We start from the raw sequence: 15,987 nt of genomic DNA on the forward strand, positions 1-15,987 counted from the left end.
GCCGCATGTCCCACACCACCCTGACCGCGAGCCCCGTGGCCTCCTTGGCCTCCACGACCACTCCGACCACGCCCTCCGTGGCCTCCGTCGAGACGCGCATCCTCGGTCTCCTCCTGCCGTACCACCGCACCACCACGGCGCCGGCCCCCGACCCGGCGGACCACCCCGAGCAGCTGCGCCAGATACGGCACTTCACCGACGCCGGCGAGCCCGTCCTCTTCACCCTCCCGGGCTTCCCCTGCAAGTCCCCCAACCCCGCCAAGGTCCTCGGGCACCTGCCCGACGAGGGCGAACGGCTCTCGCTCGCCTTCCTCGACCGGCTGTGCGCGCGCATCGGCGAGATATACGCGCCGGGGGCCCGCATGCTCATCTGCTCCGACGGCCACATCTTCGGCGACCTCATCAACGTCCCCGACGAGCACATCGACGCCTACGGCGACGCCCTGCACGCCCTGATCCACGATCAGGGCCTGCGCCACCTGGACACCTTCGACCTGCGCCACGTCCACGGCGACGCCGACTACGACACCAAGCGCGCCCTGGTCACCGAGGCCTACGCGCCCTCCCTCGAGGCGCTGCGCGCGACGGCCCGCACCGACGACGAGACGGCCCGCCTCTACCGCGGCATCACCCGCTTCCTGTTCGAGGACACCGCGGACTTCCCCGGCACGCGCTCCGCCCTGCAGCGCGAGTGCCGCAGCCGGGCGTACGGAGTCATCGCCCGCAGCCGGGCGTGGGGCGACCTCATCGCGGACCACCACCCCCGGTCGGTGCGGCTGTCGATCCACCCCCAGCGGCCGGGCGCCGAGAAGTTCGGCATCCGCCTCCTGGAGGCGGCCGACGCCTGGGCCACGCCCTGGCACGCCGCCGTGCTGCGGGAGGCAGGGGGAGCGGCACGGCTGATGCGCCGCTCGGACGCCGAAAGGCTGGGGCGCCTCGTCCTGCGGGACGGGCACCCCAGCCACTACGAAGCCGGCCACGACGCCGGCGCGGCGGTCAGCTGACCGCCACCGCCTCGACGGAGGCCGGCGCCCGGTGATCGAAGGCGATCAGCGGGTCGCCGGTCAGCGGGTGCTCGACCACGGCCGCCCGCACCCCGAACACCTCGGCCAGCAGCCCGGGGGTGAGCACCTCGCGCGGCGTCCCGGACGCCACCACGGCCCCGTCGTGCAGCACGTGCAGCCGGTCGCACACGGAGGCGGCGGCGTTGAGGTCGTGCAGCGCGAGCAGCGTCGTACGGCGCTGCTCGCGCAGCAGGGCCAGCAGCTCCACCTGGTGACGGACGTCCAGGTGGTTGGTCGGCTCGTCCAGCACCAGCACCTTCGGGTCCTGGGCCAGCGCCCGGGCCAGCAGCACCCGCTGCCGTTCGCCGCCGGACAGCGCCGAGAAGCGCCGCCGGGCCGCGTGCGCCATGCCCACGCGGGCCAGCGCGCCGGCCACGGTGTCCCGGTCGGCCGCGTCCTCGCCCGCGAAGGCGCGCTTGTAGGGCGTACGGCCCATGGCGACGACCTCGCGGACCGACAGCTCGAAGTCGGTGCCCCGCTCCTGCGGCAGGGCCGCGACCTGCCGCGCGGACTCCACGGGCGTCAGCCGCCGGATGTCCGTACCGCCGACGAGCACCCGCCCGGCGTGGGGCGCCAGGTGCCGGTAGACGGTGCGCAGCACGGTCGACTTGCCGCTGCCGTTGGGGCCCACGAGCCCGGCGATCTCGCCGTCCTCGGCGAGCAGGTCGACTCCGGAGACCACCGTCCGCCCGGACAGCCTCACCTCGAGTCCCTCGATGGCGATCCTCACGGCCGCTCCAGTCGTCGGTCCAGCAGATACAGCAGCGCCGGCGCGCCGATCAGCGAGGTGACCACGCCCACCGGCAGCTCCTGGTCGGGCAGCGCGGTGCGGGCCACCAGGTCGACGACGGTCAGCAGTACGGCGCCGAACAGCGCGGACACCGGCAGCAGCCGGCGGTGGTCGCCGCCCACCAGCATCCGGCAGGCGTGCGGCACCATCAGCCCCACGAACCCGATCGCCCCGGACACCGACACCAGAACGCCCGTCAGCAGACTGGTGACGACGAACAGTTCGCGCCGCAGCCGGGTGACGTCCACGCCCAGCCCGGCGGCGGTCTCGTCGCCCATGAGCATCGCGTTGAGCGGCCGCGCCCGGGCCAGCAGGACGGCGGTCGCCAGGACGGTCGCCGCGGCGGGCAGGGCGAGGGTGGACCACTGGGCGCCGCCGAGGGAGCCCATCAGCCAGAACAGCGCGCCGTGCGTCTGCTGCTCGTCCCCGGTCTGCAGCACCAGGTAGTGGGTGAAGCCGGACAGGAACTGCCCGATGCCCACGCCCGCCAGCACCAGCCGCAGCGGCCGGAAGCCGCCCCCGCGCCGGGCGAAGGTCCACACCAGCGTGAAGGACGCCAGCGCCCCCACGAACGCCGCCGAGGACAGCCCGAGCCCCAGCGCCCCGCCCGCGCTCGCCCCCAGCACGATCGCCGAGACCGCGCCCAGCGACGCCCCGCTGGAGATGCCCAGCAGGTAGGGGTCGGCCAGCGGATTGCGGACCAGTGCCTGGACGGCCGTGCCGACCAGGCCCAGCCCCGCCCCCACCACGGCCGCCAGCAGGGCCCGGGGCATGCGCAGCTGCCACACGATCAGGTCCTGGGTGCCCGGCGCGGGCTCGCTGCCGCTGATGCCGCGGGCCACCGCCGACCACACCTCTCCCAGCGGCACCGAGGTCGAGCCCAGGCACACCGAGGCGGTCAGCGCCACGAGCAGGGCGACGCCCAGCGCGGCGCCGGCCCAGCCGGCGCCCACCGTGCGAACGCCACGCTCCCGCTCCTCCTCCGCCTCCCCGGCGGTGGTGAGCGCCGTCATCTACTTGACCCGGTCCGGGTGCAGCGTGTGCGCGATCTCCCGCACCGTGTCCGCGCTGCGCACCCCGCCGATGGTGGTCTGCTCGGAGCGGATGCGCAGGAAGCGGCCGTCCTGGACGGCCTTGAGGTCCTTGGTGGCGGGGAAGGACTTGAGGAATTCGGCCGCCTCGTCGAAGGCCTTGGCGTTGGCCTCCTCGCTGCCGCGGTTGCGGACGGCCAGCTGGATGAAGTCGGGGTTCTTGGCGACGACGTCCTCCCAGCCGACGGGCTTGAAGTCGCCGTCGCAGTCGGCGAACACGTTGCGGCCGCCGGCCTGGGTGATCACGGCGTTGGCGACCTGGCGGTTGCAGACCGCCATCGGCTGCTTGGTGCCGGCGTCGAAGTCGAAGAGGAAATAGGTGGGCCGCTTGTCCTCGGGCACGTCCTTGAGCGCGTCGCGCACCTCGCCCGTCTTCCTGCGCATCCCCGCGACCAGCTCGCCGGCGCGCTTGGAGGTGCCGGTCACCTTGCCGAGCTCCTCGATGTCGGCCTCCACGCCCGACAGGTCGGTGCGCGGGGACTTGTTCATCGACGCGCAGGCGGAGGACTTCAGGAAGACGTGCCGGATGCCGGCGGCCTTGAACTCCTCGGCGGTCGGGGCGTCGCCCATCTTGCCCATGTTCTTCATGGACGAGAACGAGTCGACGTACAGGTCGGCGCCCGAGCCCAGCAGCTTCTCCTTGGAGATCACGGTCCTGCCCAGCACCGGCACCTTCGCGCCCGCGCCGGCGTACTCGCCGGGCAGCGCGCCCTTGCCGGGCGGGAAGCCCGTACCGACGACCTTGTCACCCGCCCCCAGCCACAGCAGCAGCTCCAGGCCCGCGGCATTGCTGGTGACGATCCGCCGGGGCGCCGACTCGAAGGTCGTCTTCGCCCCCATGCAGTCGCCGACGCTCACCGGGAAGCCGGCCCGGCCGGCCGCCGCCGCTCCCGCGTCGTCGGCCTTCTTCCCGTCACCGCCGCCACAGGCCGTCGCCGAAAGGGCCACAGCGGCCAGCACACCGCACCACGCACGAGGGCGCATCAGTAAACACTCCAGAGTCGGACGTCATCGCATTCACCGGGGCCGCCGTTACGGTCCCGGACCAGATAGTCGGACGGCGCGTCCGCCCGGTTCCCGCGTGTCGCGAAGAGGGGTGAGGAAAAGGGCACGGAAGGACGCATACGCTGGCCAGGGGCTCATCGGCCGGCTCGCCGGCCGGATCCGTCCACCGGCTCATCGCCCGCCTCGCCCGAGGAGTTCCCATGACCGAGCAGCTCGCCGAGATGCCCACCGACTGGCGGCGGGCCCTGGCGATCGTCGCCCACCCCGACGACCTCGAGTACGGCGGCTCGGCCGCCGTCGCCGCCTGGACCGACGAGGGCCGCGAGTGCGCCTACCTGCTGGCCTCGTTCGGCGAGGCGGGCATCGACACCATCGGCCCCGCCGAGGCCGCGCCGCTGCGCGAGCGCGAACAGCGGGACTCGGCGGCCGCCGTGGGGGTGACGAGCGTGGAGTTCCTCGGCCACCTCGACGGCGTCATCGAGTACGGGGTCCAGCTGCGTCGCGAGTTCGCCGCCGCCATCCGCCGGCACCGCCCCGAGCTGGTGATCACCCTCAACCACCACGACACCTGGCCCGGCGGCACCCACTGGAACACCCCCGACCACCGGGCCGTGGGCCGCGCCGTCCTGGACGCCGTCGCCGACGCGGGCAACCGCTGGATCTTCCCCGACCTCGTCGAGGACGGCCTGCCGCCGTGGCAGGGCGTGCGCTACGTGGCCGTCGCGGGCTCGCCCCACCCCACGCACGCCGTCGACGCCCGGGCCGGCCTCGAGCGGGCGGTGCGGTCCCTGCTCTGCCACCGCACCTACATCCAGGCGCTCACCCGGGACGACCCGGAGACCTACTGCCGCACCTTCCTCGAGGGCAGCATGGCGGCCGTCGCCGAGCGGTTCGGCGGGCGGCCGGGCGTGGCCTTCGAGCTGTTCGTCACCGGCTGACCCACAGCCCCCTCGTACGCGGGCGCGTCAGGCCCGGGAGCCGCCGGCGCGCGTTCCATCACCAGCACCGCCACGTCGTCCTGCAGCCTGCCGCCGGTGTGCGCGGCCAGGTCGGCCCGCAGCCGCCGCAGCAGCTCGGGGGTGGGCAGGGCGGCCCAGGCGTCCAGCCGCTCGGCCAGCGGATAGAAGCCGCCGTCCCCGTCGCGCGCCTCGGTCACCCCGTCCGTGCAGGCCAGCACCCGGCAGTCGGCGGGCAGCGCGATCCGCCGGGCGGGCCGGGGCGCCGCCGCGAGCTCGCCCAGCCCCAACGGCAGGCCGGGCTCGGGCGGTTCCAGCTCGCGCACGCCGCCGTCCGCGCCGATGAGGAACGGCGCCGGATGGCCGCAGTCGACGAAGACCACCGGCACCTTCCCCTCGGCGGTGGCCGGCCCGTCGCCGTCGTGCTCCGTCCCGATGACCAGCGCCGTCACGAACTCCTCCGCCGCGTGCGCCTCCGGCGTGCTCGACCGGTACTCGTGCGAGCGGTGGTAGCGGGACAGTCCCTGCTCCATCGCCACCACCCCGCTGTCCAGCTCACGCCGGTGGTACGCCGCCTCCCGGAACGCCGTCAGCACCGCCGCCCCCGCCCCCAGCGTGCCGAGCCCCTTGCCCCGCACGTCGCCGATCAGCACCCGCGTCCCGTACGGGGTGTCGAGGACCTCGTAGATGTCGCCGCCGACCAGGGCCTCGCGCTGGGAGGAGACGTAGAAGCCGTCCACGACCATGCCGTGCGTGCGCAGCGGCAGCGGCCGCAGCAGCGCCCGCTGCGCCGCCTCCCCGGTGGCCCGTACCCGCTCCAGCAGCTCGTCGCCGTCCCGCCGCAGCCGGGCCACGGCGATGCTCACGCCGACCATGAGGGCGTTGCCCACGAAGGAGCCCACGCGGTTGACGGCCGCAACGTCCCCGGGCAGGACGCCGTGGTGGGCCACCATCAGGGAGAAGTCGGCGATCCCGATGAACACCGTCTGCGGGTAGGTGCACAGGACGGAGGCCGTCACCGGTGCGAGGGCGGCGTAGACGTCGAACCGCAGGTCCGCAGGTGTCACCAGGTCGATGACGACGATGATCAGGAGATAGGTCAGGAGGAGCGCGAAGGGCAATCTGCCCGACATCGACAGCGTGCGCGACACCGCGGCAGGACCTCCGGCCGGAAGGGGAAGGGGAACGTGCGGAAACGGAACACGTCGACATTTCCAGACTTCGGCGGCGAATGCGTGGCGGCCGCCGCCGTGTCGGCGCTGTCTGTTCGGTTATTTCCGGACACCCTTGCTGACGCGGCGGCTTGACGCGGTGGCCTGACGCGGGGCGTCAGATCTTGCGGTACGTCCGCGCGTCGGCGGTCGCCGCGAGGACGGCGTCGAGGTCGCCGCCCGCCGACGCCGTCACCACCGCCGCCACCGCGCCCTCGACGAAAGGCGCGTCCGCGATGTGCGCCCCCTCGAACTCCTTCTCGGCCAGCAGCGTCCTGACGGTCAGCACCGCGCTGCCCATGTCGCACACCACCACCACGCCGGCCCGCTGGTCGGCTTCCTCGACCGCGCGGCGGATCAGTTCGGCGTTGGTGCCGATGGACCCGTCCGGCAGGCCGCCCGCCGGTACGGCCGGCGCCGGGTCGCCCGTGCCGACCAGGGCCCTGGCCAGCGCGGCGGTCGACTCGGCCACCTCGCGGCTGTGCGAGACGAGGACGACGCCGACCCGCCCGGCCGGCCGCTCCGGCGCGGCCCCGCTCGTCACCGAGGCTTCCGTCTCGGCTTCCGTCTCGGCCTCCGCCTCGGCTCGCGGCGCGGCGGCGCACAGCGCCGGGTCCGTGGCCTCGTGGAGCGCGGTGACCAGCAGCGCGGAGGAGGTGGCGCCCGGGTCCTGGTGGCCGATGCTGCGCTCGCCCAGATAGCTGGCCCGGCCGCGCCGGGCGCGCAGCGGGATCGTCGCCTCGGCGCCCGCGCGGGCCGCCCGCGCGGCGGCCTCGAGGGCCGCGGCCGCGTCGCCCTCGCCGAGGGCCTCGGCGTAGGCGTCGGCGGCCGGCTGCAGCGCGTCGACCATCGTCTTGTCGCCGGGGGCCGAGTCGCCGAGCCGTCGTACGCTCGCCACGGCGGCGGCCAGCGCGCGCCCCAGGACGGCGGGTTCGACGACGGGGTCCTCGCCCAGGATCTTGCCCATGCGGCGCAGGACCGTGCCGTACAGCGGCCCCGAGGCGCCGCCGACGGTGTTGGTCAGGTGGGCGCCCTGCTGACCGCCGTCAGCAGGGCGCCGGGGGTGGCGGGCGGGTCGGCGGCGAGGGCATCGGCGGCGGAGGTGAAGCCGCGCTTGAGGTTGGCGCCGTGGTCGGCGTCGCCGATGGCGGCGTCGAGTTCGGTCAGGCGAGCGGACTCGGCGACGATGACGCGCGTCGCACGGTCGAGGAAGCGCTGGAAGAAGGCCAGGTCGAGCGTGACGGTCATGGGCGGGCGGCTCCTTGTGCGGGCTCGGGTCCGCTCAGGGTAGTTGGGCCGGGCCGCCCATGACCGGATCGGAGGCGGGGGCCTCGGATCAGTTGATCGCCTTGATCAGTTCGCCGTTCGCGGTGTCGCCGCTGAGCTCCCAGAAGAACGTGCCGCCCAGGTTCTGCCGGTTCTTGTAGGCCATCTTCCCGGCGATGGTCGCGGGGGTGTCGTAACTCCACCAGTCCGCGCCGCACTTGGCGTAGGCAGTGCCGCCCACCGTGCCGTTGGCCGGGCAGGTGGACTTCAGGACCTTGTAGTCCTCGAAGCCGGCCTCGTAGGTGCCCTTCGCCGGGCCGGTGGCCGTTCCACCGGGGGCGGACTGGGTGACTCCGGTCCAGCCGCGGCCGTAGAAGCCCAGCCCCAGCAGGAGTTTGGAGGAGGGGATGCCCTGCGCGAGGAGCTTGGTGACGGTGGCGTCGGTGGAGAAGCCGGCCTTGGGGATGCCGCTGTAGGAGGTGAGGGGCGAGTGCGGGGCGGTGGGGCCCTTGGTCTCCCAGGCGCCGAAGTAGTCGTACGTCATGGGGTTGTACCAGTCGACGTAGCGCGCCGCGCCGGCGTAGTCGACGGCGTCGATCTTGCCGCCGGGGGAGGCGTCGGCGGTGATGGCGGCCGTGACCAGGTTCCTCGTGCCGAACTTCGCGCGCAGCGCCGCCATCATGTCGCGGAAGGCGGTGCGGCCGCTGGTGTCGCAGGTCAGGCCGCAGGCGTTGGGGTACTCCCAGTCGATGTCGATGCCGTCGAAGACGTCGGCCCAGCGCGGGTCCTTGACCAGGTCGTAACAGGACTCGGCGAACGCGGTGGGGTTCTTGGCCGCCTCTCCGAAGCCGCCGGACCAGGTCCAGCCGCCGAAGGACCAGACCACCTTGAGGTTCGGGTGCATCTTCTTGAGCTTGCGCAGCTGGTTGAAGTTGCCGCGCAGGGCGCCGTCGTCCCAGGTGTCGGCCTTGCCGTCGACGCTGCCGGCGGCGTCATAGGCCTTGTCGTAGTCGGCGTAGGCGTCGCCGATCGCGCACTTGCCGCCGCTGACGTTGCCGAAGGCGTAGTTGATGTGGGTGAGCTTCGCCGCGGAGCCGGAGGTCTCGATGTTCTTCACGTGGTAACCGCGTTCGTAGACGCCCCAGTTGGTGAAGTAGCCGACCACCCGGTGGCCGGCCGCGGTCTCGTCCGTGCCGCCGTCCGCCGTGGCCGGCGTCGCCACGAGGCTAGCCGCCAGAAGGGCAGCGCCGGCGGCGGTCGCGGTGATCAGGTTGCGGGGGTGATGTCCGTGCGTTCTGGGCATGGGGGGGTCTCCTCGATGGGGTGGGGAGAGCGCTCTTGACATGGACGCGTTGAACAGTGGGGAAACCGTAGAAGGACTAGACCAATACGGTCAATGGTTCGGACCAAAACACGGTCCGGCGCTGGTCATGATCGGCTGACCCGTGACGCCGGGGCCCCGATCGGGCATACTCCAACCCGCCACAGCCGCAGGTCACCGGATTCCGCGACCCGGGACGGGACCATCGGCCTGGGCACCCACCGGCGACGGCGCCGACACCCTTGCGCGCCCGCCGCCGTAGCGCCCGACAGGGAGGAGAGCCGCCGTCATGACCGATCACGGCCCGCAGCCGGTGGAGCGTCAGCTGCCCACCGAGGAAGCCCGCGACCTGATCTCGCTCGTGCGGGAACTGGTCCAACGGGAGATCGCACCCCACGCGGCCGAGGAGGAGGACGCCGGACGCTTCCCGCGCGACCTCTTCCGGCTGCTCTCCGGATCAGGCCTGCTGGCGCTGCCCTACGCCGAGGAGTCCGGCGGCGGCGACCAGCCCTACGAGGTCTACCTCCAGGTGCTGGAGGAACTCGCCGCGGCCCGGCTGACCGTGGGACTCGGCGTCAGCGTGCACACCCTCGCCTGCCACGCGCTCGCCGGCTACGGCACCAAGGAGCAGCGGGCCGAGCACCTTCCCGCCATGCTCGGCGGCGGACTGCTGGGCGCCTACTGCCTCTCCGAGCCGTCCTCCGGCTCCGACGCCGCCTCCCTGCGCACCCGCGCCACGCGCTCGGGCGACACCTGGACCATCGAGGGCACCAAGGCGTGGATCACCCACGGCGGCATCGCGGACTTCTACACCGTGCTGGCGCGCACGGGCGGCGAGGGGGCGCACGGCATCACCGCCTTCCTCGTGCCCGGGGACGCCCCCGGCCTGTCCGCCGCGCCCCCCGAGCGCAAGATGGGCCTGAAGGGCTCGCCCACGGCCCAACTGCACTTCGACGGGGTGCGGGTGGCCGACGCCCGCCGCATCGGCGAGGAGGGACAGGGCTTCGCCATCGCGCTGTCCGCCCTCGACTCCGGCCGGCTGGGCATCGCCGCCTGCGCGATCGGCGTCGCCCAGGCGGCGCTGAACGAGGCCCTCGCCTTCGTCGCCGGACGACGGCAGTTCGGGCGCCCGGTGGCCGACTTCCAGGGCCTGCGCTTCATGCTCGCGGACATGGCCACCCAGATCGAGGCCGGCCGCGCGCTGTACCTGGCGGCCGCCCGGCTGCGCGACGCGGGCCGGCCCTTCTCCAAGGAAGCGGCCATGGCCAAGCTCTTCTGCACCGACGCCGGGATGCGGATCACCACCGACGCCGTCCAGCTCATGGGCGGTTACGGCTACACCGCGGACTTCCCCGCCGAGCGGTACATGCGCGAGGCCAAGGTCCTGCAGATCGTCGAGGGCACCAACCAGATCCAGCGGATGGTCGTCGCCCGGCACCTCGCCGGTCCCGAGTCCCACTGACCCGGCCCCCACCGGTCCCGGCCCCGCCGGGGCCACCACGGCCCGGCGGCCGACGGCACCTCACGGTCCGCCGGCCCCGGGCCCGCGCCCGGCGCCCGGCCGCGCTACGACGCGCGGCGCATCCCGGGAACGCTGCGGGGCTGCGAGCCCGGGCCGCCGATGTGCGAGAAGGGCTGCGTCCGCCAGTCCAGGCTCTCCGGCAGCGTGAGCAGCCCGGCCGCGTCCAGGCCCTGGGCGTCCAGGGACTCGTCGGCCCACGTGGCGTCCTCCACGCCGCGCCCCGAGCCCGGGCAGACCGTGAGCCCGAAGGGGTTCCACGGCGACGGGCACAGCGCGTGCTCCGGGAGCACGTCCTCGTCCGCGAGCAGCGCGATGGGCCGCGCGCAGTCCGGGCACGTCACCCGGAACATGTCATAGGTGTCGGTCTCGAACAGGCCGCCTTCGCCGTCGTTGTCGAGGCGTTCCAGGCTGGGCATAGTGTTTCTCCCCCTCGGATGGGCCGGCCAGGCCTCCCGGCCTCGGCCACAGCAAGCACTTCCCTATTGGATGGCCGGGTAATCGCCGCACCCGACAGGACACGGGTGCGCGCATGTGGCATTTGTCACATGGGTTGTGCGCCTGTGGTACCGCCGACTGTGCCGGGCGCACCGGGACGCAGTAGGTTGATCCATGTGGAGGAGTTGGACAGAGAGATCGTGGAACTGCTCGTCAAGGACGGGCGGATGAGCTACACCGACCTGGGGAAGGCCACGGGCCTGTCCACCTCGGCGGTGCACCAGCGCGTGCGCCGGCTCGAACAGCGGGGCGTCATCCGCGGCTACGCCGCGGTCGTCGACCCCGAAGCCGTCGGGCTGCCCCTCACCGCGTTCATCTCGGTGAAGCCGTTCGACCCCAGCGCGCCGGACGACATCGCGGACCGGCTCGCCGAGATCCCCGAGATCGAGGCGTGCCACAGCGTGGCGGGCGACGAGAACTACATCCTCAAGGTGCGCGTGGCCACGCCCCTGGAGCTCGAGCATCTGCTGGCCCGCATCCGCTCGTTGGCGGGGGTGTCGACCCGCACCACCATCGTGCTGTCCACGCCCTACGAGGCGCGGCCGCCACGCGTGGGATGACGCGCCCGGGGCCGGGCCCCCGGTGACGGCGACGGGCGCCCGGAGCGGCAGACTGAGGGCCATGAGCGAGCGTCCCGAGAAGACCGTCCTGCTGCGAGGCGGCGACGTGCACAGCCCCGCCGACCCCTTCGCCACCGCCATGGTCGTCGAGCGCGGCCACGTCGCCTGGGTCGGCTCCGAGGGCGCGGCCGACTCCTTCGCCGACGGCGTCGACGAGGTCGTCGACCTGCGCGGCGCCCTGGTCACCCCCGCGTTCACCGACGCGCACGTGCACACCACCGCCACCGGGCTGGCCCTGACCGGCCTCGACCTCACCGGCGTGGACACCCTCGCCGGCGCCCTGGAGCGGGTGCGGGCGCACGCCGCCGCCCGGCCCGCCGACCGCGTGCTGCTGGGCCACGGCTGGGACGCCAGCGCCTGGCCCGAGCGGCGGCCGCCGTCCCGCCGGGAGCTCGACGAGGCCGCCGGCGGCCGGCCCCTCTACCTCACCCGGGCCGACGTGCACTCCGCCGTCGTCACCACCGCCCTGCTCGACCTCGTCCCGCACGCCCGGACCCTGTCCGGATACGCCCCCGACGCCCCCCTGACCGGCGCCGCCCACCACGCCGTGCGCGCCGCCGCGTACGACAGCGTCACCCCCGCCCAGCGCACCGAGGCGCAGCGCGCGGCGCTCGCCCGCGCGGCGTCCCTCGGCATCGGCTCCGTCCACGAGTGCGCCGGCCCCGAGATCTCCGGCGCCGACGACCTCACCGGCCTGCTGCGCCTGGCCGCCGAGGAGCCCGGCCTCCGGGTGACCGGCTACTGGGCCGAGGTGATCACCTCGCCCGCCGGCGCCGCCCGCGTCCGCGAGCTCGGCGCGACCGGCGCGGCCGGCGACCTCTTCGTCGACGGCTCCCTCGGCTCCCACACCGCCTGCCTCCACGAGCCCTACGCCGACGCCCCGGACGGCACCGGCTCCGCCCACCTCGACGCCGACGCCATCGCCGCCCACGTCACCGCCTGCACCGAGGCGGGCATCCAGGCCGGCTTCCACGCCATCGGCGACGCCGCGCTGAGCGCCGTCGTCGAGGGCGTACGGGCCGCCGCAGACCGGCTCGGCCTGGCGCGCGTGCGCGCCGCCCGGCACCGCGTCGAGCACGCGGAGATGCTCGGCCCCGAGCTGATCGCCGCCTTCGCCGAACTCGCCCTGACCGCCTCCGTCCAGCCCGCCTTCGACGCCGCCTGGGGCGGCGAGGAGGCGATGTACGCCCAGCGGCTGGGCCGGGAGCGCGCCCGCACCCTCAACCCCTACGCCGCCATGCTGCGGGCCGGCGTCCCGCTCGCCCTCGGCTCCGACAGCCCCGTCACCCCCCTCGACCCGTGGGGCACCGTCAGGGCCGCCGCCTTCCACCGCACCCCCGAGCACCGGATCTCGGTGCGCGCCGCCTTCACGGCCCACACCCGCGGCGGCTGGCGGGCCATCGGCCGGGACGACGCGGGCGTGCTGGTGCCGGGCGCTCCGGCCGACTACGCGGTGTGGGAGGCCGGCGACCTGGTGGTGCAGGTGCCCGACAACCGGGTCGCCAACTGGTCCACCGACCCCCGCTCCGGCACCCCCGGACTGCCCGACCTCACCCCCGGCGTCCCGCTGCCCGTCTGCCTGCGCACGGTCGTGGGCGGGCGCACGGTCCACGCGCGCCCGAACGGGTGACGCGGCAAGATCCGCGTACCGCCGAACGACGTGCCCCGGCCTGTCGCACCGCCCCGTCATCTGCCGTACTGACCTGCTGATTTGAACGAGGCGCGCAGGTCGGAAGGGTGTTGACACGGTGCGGGCGGCGGCCGGTAGGTTCTCCGCTGTCCACCACAGGACGTCCGGCCGGGGAACCTCCACGCAGTCGTCGAACGCCGCTGGGCCATGGGGCGGGGTGCCGAGCAGGCGCGCCGCCACTGGGAGCCAGGTCCAGCGCACGAGGGGCGGGGGAGGTTCGGCCAGGCCGGCAGGTGCGACCCGGGTGGGGCCCGGAAGTTCAGTAGACAACGGCTCTCGGGCGACCCGCAGCCAGCGGATCCCAGGCCGGCCCGAAGGACGCCGGGCCCCCATTCCGCCGTTCCGCGAGGGGCCGCCCGAAGCACACCCGGCGGGCCGCCGGGCGGCCGGAGCGAGGTACGGTCAGCTGATACTCCCGAAAGCTCCAGGAAGGCCGCCGACCGTGCCCTCGGGCCCCGAAACCACTCCAGAAGCCGCCGTGAGCCCCCCGGCGGCCGCCGGCGCGCCCCGCGACGCGGTCGCGGACGCCCGCCCCGGACGGGCCGCGCGTCTGGCCCGCCTCGTCCGCCGCGAGGCGCCCCGCACCGCCCTGGCCGCCGTCGGCGGACTGGGACTGGCGGCCGCCTTCCCGCCCTACGGCCTGTGGCCGCTGTCCGTCGCGGCCGTCGCGGCGCTGGCGCTGCTGACCCGGGGGCGCACGGCACGGCAGGGCGCCTGGACCGGTTTCGCCTTCGCCCTGCCGTTCTTCTTCGTCCTGCTGCGCTGGCTGCACGTGGTCGGCTACGACGCGGTGGTGGGCCTGTCGATCGCCGAGGCCCTGTTCGTGGCCGCGCTCGGCGCCGGGCTCGCGGTCACCTCGCGGCTGCCCGCGTGGCCGCTGTGGGGCGCCTGCCTGTGGATCGCCCAGGAGTGGGCCCGGGACCGGGTGCCGTTCGGCGGCTTCCCGTGGGGTCGCCTCGCCTTCGCCAACACCGGCTCGCCCTTCACCCCGCTCGCGGCCCTCGGCGGCGCCCCCGTGGTGACCTTCGGCGTGGCGCTCGCGGGCGGTCTGCTGGCGTACGCGCTGTCCGCCGCCCACCGGCTGCGGGCCGGCGGCCCCCGGACCGTGCGGGCGGCGCTGCCCGCCGTGGAGGCGGTGGCCCTCGCGGTGGCCGTGACCCTCGTGGGCTACGCCGTGCCCGTGCCCACCAAGGCCGACGACACCGCCGACATCGCGATCGTCCAGGGCAACGTGCAGAACCCCGGCATGAACTTCCTCGGCCGCCCGATGATGATCCTCGACAACCACGTCAACGCGACGCTGCAGCTGGCGCGGGACATCAAGGCGGGCAAGGTACGCAAGCCGGATCTGGTGATCTGGCCGGAGAACTCCTCCGACCTCGACCCCTTCCAGTACCCCGAGGCCTACGACCGGATCGAGGAGGCGGTCAAGGCCGTCGGCGTCCCCGTCCTCGTGGGCGCCCTCATCGACCACCCCGGCAAGCAGGGGTACATAGACAACAAGGGCATCGTCTGGGACCCGAGGACCGGCCCCGGCGCCTCCTACGCCAAGCAGCACCCGGTGCCGTTCGGCGAGTACGTGCCCTTCCGGGCGCAGCTGAGCAAGGTCATCACCCGCCTCCAGCGCGTCCCCCGCGACTTCTACCCCGGCGACCGCACCGGCGTGCTCCAGGTCGGCCCGGCCCGGCTCGGCGACGTCATCTGCTTCGAGGTCGCCTACGACGAGATCGTCCACGAGACCGTCAGGGCCGGTGCCCGCGCCCTCGTCGTGCAGACCAACAACGCCACCTACGGCCGTACCGGCCAGCCCGAGCAGCAGCTGGCGATGTCGCGGCTGCGGGCCGTCGAGCACGGCCGCGCGGTGGTCACCGCCGCGACGAGCGGCATCAGCGCCGTCGTCTCTCCCGACGGCCGGGTGCTCCAGCACAGCGAGGAATTCACCCGGGACGTGATCAGCGCGCGCATCCCGCTGCGGGACGGCACGACCCTGGCCGACCGCGTGGGTGCGGGCCCCGAATGGGCGCTCGCTATCGTGGGGCTTCTGTCCTGTGCGGCCGCTTTCCTGATCGGTCGTCGGGTCCGGCCGGAGGGAACCGAAGAGGATATGGACAAGAAGGGCCAGCTGTGAACGACGGTGGTCAGCGGAGATACGGTCCGCTCGGCACGACCTTGGTGATCATTCCGACCTACAACGAGGCGGAGAACATCAAGCCCATCGTCGCCCGGGTGCGCGAGGCCGTGCCCGAGGCGCACGTCCTCGTGGCCGACGACAACAGCCCCGACGGCACCGGCAAGCTCGCCGACGAGCTGGCGGCCGACGACGACCACGTCAAGGTGCTGCACCGCAAGGGCAAGGAGGGCCTGGGCGCCGCCTACCTGGCGGGCTTCCGCTGGGGCCTGGACAACGGCTACGGCGTGCTGGTGGAGATGGACGCCGACGGCTCCCACCAGCCCGAGGAGCTGCCCCGGCTGCTGACCGCGCTCAAGGGCGCCGACCTGGTGCTGGGATCCCGCTGGGTGCCCGGGGGCCGGGTCGTGAACTGGCCGAAGTCGCGGGAGATGCTCTCCCGGGGCGGCTCGACGTACTCCCGCCTCATGCTCGACGTGCCCATCCGCGACGTCACCGGCGGCTACCGGGCCTTCCGGCGGGAGACGCTGGAGGGGCTGGGCATGGACGACGTCGCCTCCCAGGGCTACTGCTTCCAGGTCGACCTGGCCTGGCGCGCGGTGAAGGCCGGCTTCCATGTGGTGGAGGTGCCCATCACCTTCGTCGAGCGGGAGCTGGGCGACAGCAAGATGAGCCGCGACATCGTCGCCGAGGCCCTGTGGCGCGTCACGTCCTGGGGGCTGGGCTCGCGGGCCGCGAAGGTGCTGGGCAAGGACCAGCAGGGCCCCCGGCCGTAAGGGCCTCATAAGGGCCCTCCGCCCGTTTTTCGGGCCTCCGGGCACACTTGAG

At 74.0% G+C, this 15,987-nt stretch carries 14 protein-coding genes and 1 pseudogene; 7 read left to right on the top strand and 8 right to left on the bottom strand.

The features are described from left to right. Positions 1–5: 5 nt before the first annotated feature. Positions 6–1,004, top strand: coding sequence for an L-tyrosine/L-tryptophan isonitrile synthase family protein (locus J1792_RS12610; RefSeq protein WP_207247242.1), 999 nt, complete (start codon positions 6–8; stop codon positions 1,002–1,004). On the opposite strand, the gene J1792_RS12615 is transcribed toward J1792_RS12610, so the two are convergent. The 3 genes from J1792_RS12615 to J1792_RS12625 are packed head-to-tail and all read right to left on the bottom strand — an operon-like array spanning position 997 to position 3,929. Continuing rightward, on the bottom strand, positions 997–1,794 hold the full coding sequence (locus tag J1792_RS12615; RefSeq protein WP_207247243.1) for an ABC transporter ATP-binding protein: 798 nt from the start codon (positions 1,792–1,794) through the stop codon (positions 997–999). The two genes, J1792_RS12610 and J1792_RS12615, sit on opposite strands and share 8 nt — an antisense overlap. Then, positions 1,791–2,867, bottom strand: coding sequence for a FecCD family ABC transporter permease (locus J1792_RS12620; protein ID WP_086573211.1), 1,077 nt, complete (start codon positions 2,865–2,867; stop codon positions 1,791–1,793). The genes J1792_RS12615 and J1792_RS12620 overlap by 4 nt, the downstream gene beginning before the upstream one ends. Then, positions 2,868–3,929 (bottom strand): ABC transporter substrate-binding protein, encoded by a 1,062-nt coding sequence (locus J1792_RS12625; RefSeq protein ID WP_086573213.1) that lies wholly within the window; start codon positions 3,927–3,929, stop codon positions 2,868–2,870. It abuts the gene before it with no gap. 221 nt (positions 3,930–4,150) lie between these two features. Between J1792_RS12625 and J1792_RS12630 the strand changes: the two genes are divergently transcribed. Then, entirely contained in the window at positions 4,151–4,888 is a 738-nt protein-coding gene (locus J1792_RS12630; protein WP_086573215.1) for a PIG-L deacetylase family protein, read from the top strand. Here the strand turns inward: J1792_RS12630 and J1792_RS12635 are convergent. The 4 genes and pseudogenes from J1792_RS12635 to J1792_RS12650 form a co-directional block, all read right to left on the bottom strand. After that, entirely contained in the window at positions 4,792–6,039 is a 1,248-nt protein-coding gene (locus tag J1792_RS12635; protein ID WP_207247244.1) for a PP2C family protein-serine/threonine phosphatase, read from the bottom strand. The genes J1792_RS12630 and J1792_RS12635 overlap by 97 nt on opposite strands. A gap of 196 nt (positions 6,040–6,235) precedes the next feature. Then, positions 6,236–6,661: a dihydroxyacetone kinase phosphoryl donor subunit DhaM gene (gene dhaM / locus J1792_RS12640; RefSeq protein ID WP_207247782.1), complete on the bottom strand. Its 426-nt coding sequence runs from the start codon at positions 6,659–6,661 to the stop codon at positions 6,236–6,238. A 75-nt stretch (positions 6,662–6,736) separates the two neighbouring features. Beyond that, positions 6,737–7,365 (bottom strand): annotated as a pseudogene (gene dhaL, locus J1792_RS12645) (dihydroxyacetone kinase subunit DhaL); the annotation flags it as partial. Positions 7,366–7,453: 88 nt separating this feature from the next. After that, positions 7,454–8,686: a glycoside hydrolase family 18 protein gene (locus J1792_RS12650; RefSeq protein WP_086566212.1), complete on the bottom strand. Its 1,233-nt coding sequence runs from the start codon at positions 8,684–8,686 to the stop codon at positions 7,454–7,456. Positions 8,687–8,993: 307 nt separating this feature from the next. Here J1792_RS12650 and J1792_RS12655 point away from each other — a divergent pair, with 307 nt between their 5' ends. Further along, the gene (locus tag J1792_RS12655; protein WP_086566213.1) at positions 8,994–10,166 is read left to right on the top strand and encodes an acyl-CoA dehydrogenase family protein; all 1,173 of its coding nucleotides are present in this window, start codon (positions 8,994–8,996) and stop codon (positions 10,164–10,166) included. A gap of 104 nt (positions 10,167–10,270) precedes the next feature. On the opposite strand, the gene J1792_RS12660 is transcribed toward J1792_RS12655, so the two are convergent. Continuing rightward, a complete protein-coding gene (locus J1792_RS12660) occupies positions 10,271–10,642 on the bottom strand; it encodes a hypothetical protein (RefSeq protein ID WP_086566214.1) in 372 nt (123 codons plus the stop codon). Positions 10,643–10,837: 195 nt separating this feature from the next. Between J1792_RS12660 and J1792_RS12665 the strand changes: the two genes are divergently transcribed. From J1792_RS12665 to J1792_RS12680, 4 genes are all read left to right on the top strand, one after another. Further along, on the top strand, positions 10,838–11,281 hold the full coding sequence (locus J1792_RS12665; protein ID WP_030365423.1) for an Lrp/AsnC family transcriptional regulator: 444 nt from the start codon (positions 10,838–10,840) through the stop codon (positions 11,279–11,281). A gap of 61 nt (positions 11,282–11,342) precedes the next feature. Next, the gene (locus J1792_RS12670) at positions 11,343–12,971 is read left to right on the top strand and encodes an amidohydrolase (RefSeq protein ID WP_086566215.1); all 1,629 of its coding nucleotides are present in this window, start codon (positions 11,343–11,345) and stop codon (positions 12,969–12,971) included. A gap of 538 nt (positions 12,972–13,509) precedes the next feature. Further along, positions 13,510–15,159 (top strand): apolipoprotein N-acyltransferase, encoded by a 1,650-nt coding sequence (lnt, locus tag J1792_RS12675; RefSeq protein ID WP_242705087.1) that lies wholly within the window; start codon positions 13,510–13,512, stop codon positions 15,157–15,159. Next, complete coding sequence (locus J1792_RS12680) at positions 15,156–15,935, top strand: polyprenol monophosphomannose synthase (RefSeq protein WP_086566217.1); 780 nt, start codon at positions 15,156–15,158, stop codon at positions 15,933–15,935. Before lnt ends, J1792_RS12680 begins: the two co-directional genes overlap by 4 nt. The last annotated feature ends 52 nt before the right edge of the window (positions 15,936–15,987 follow it).

Origin of the sequence: Streptomyces triculaminicus (assembly GCF_017349075.1) — a bacterium.
Lineage (GTDB): Bacteria > Actinomycetota > Actinomycetes > Streptomycetales > Streptomycetaceae > Streptomyces > Streptomyces triculaminicus.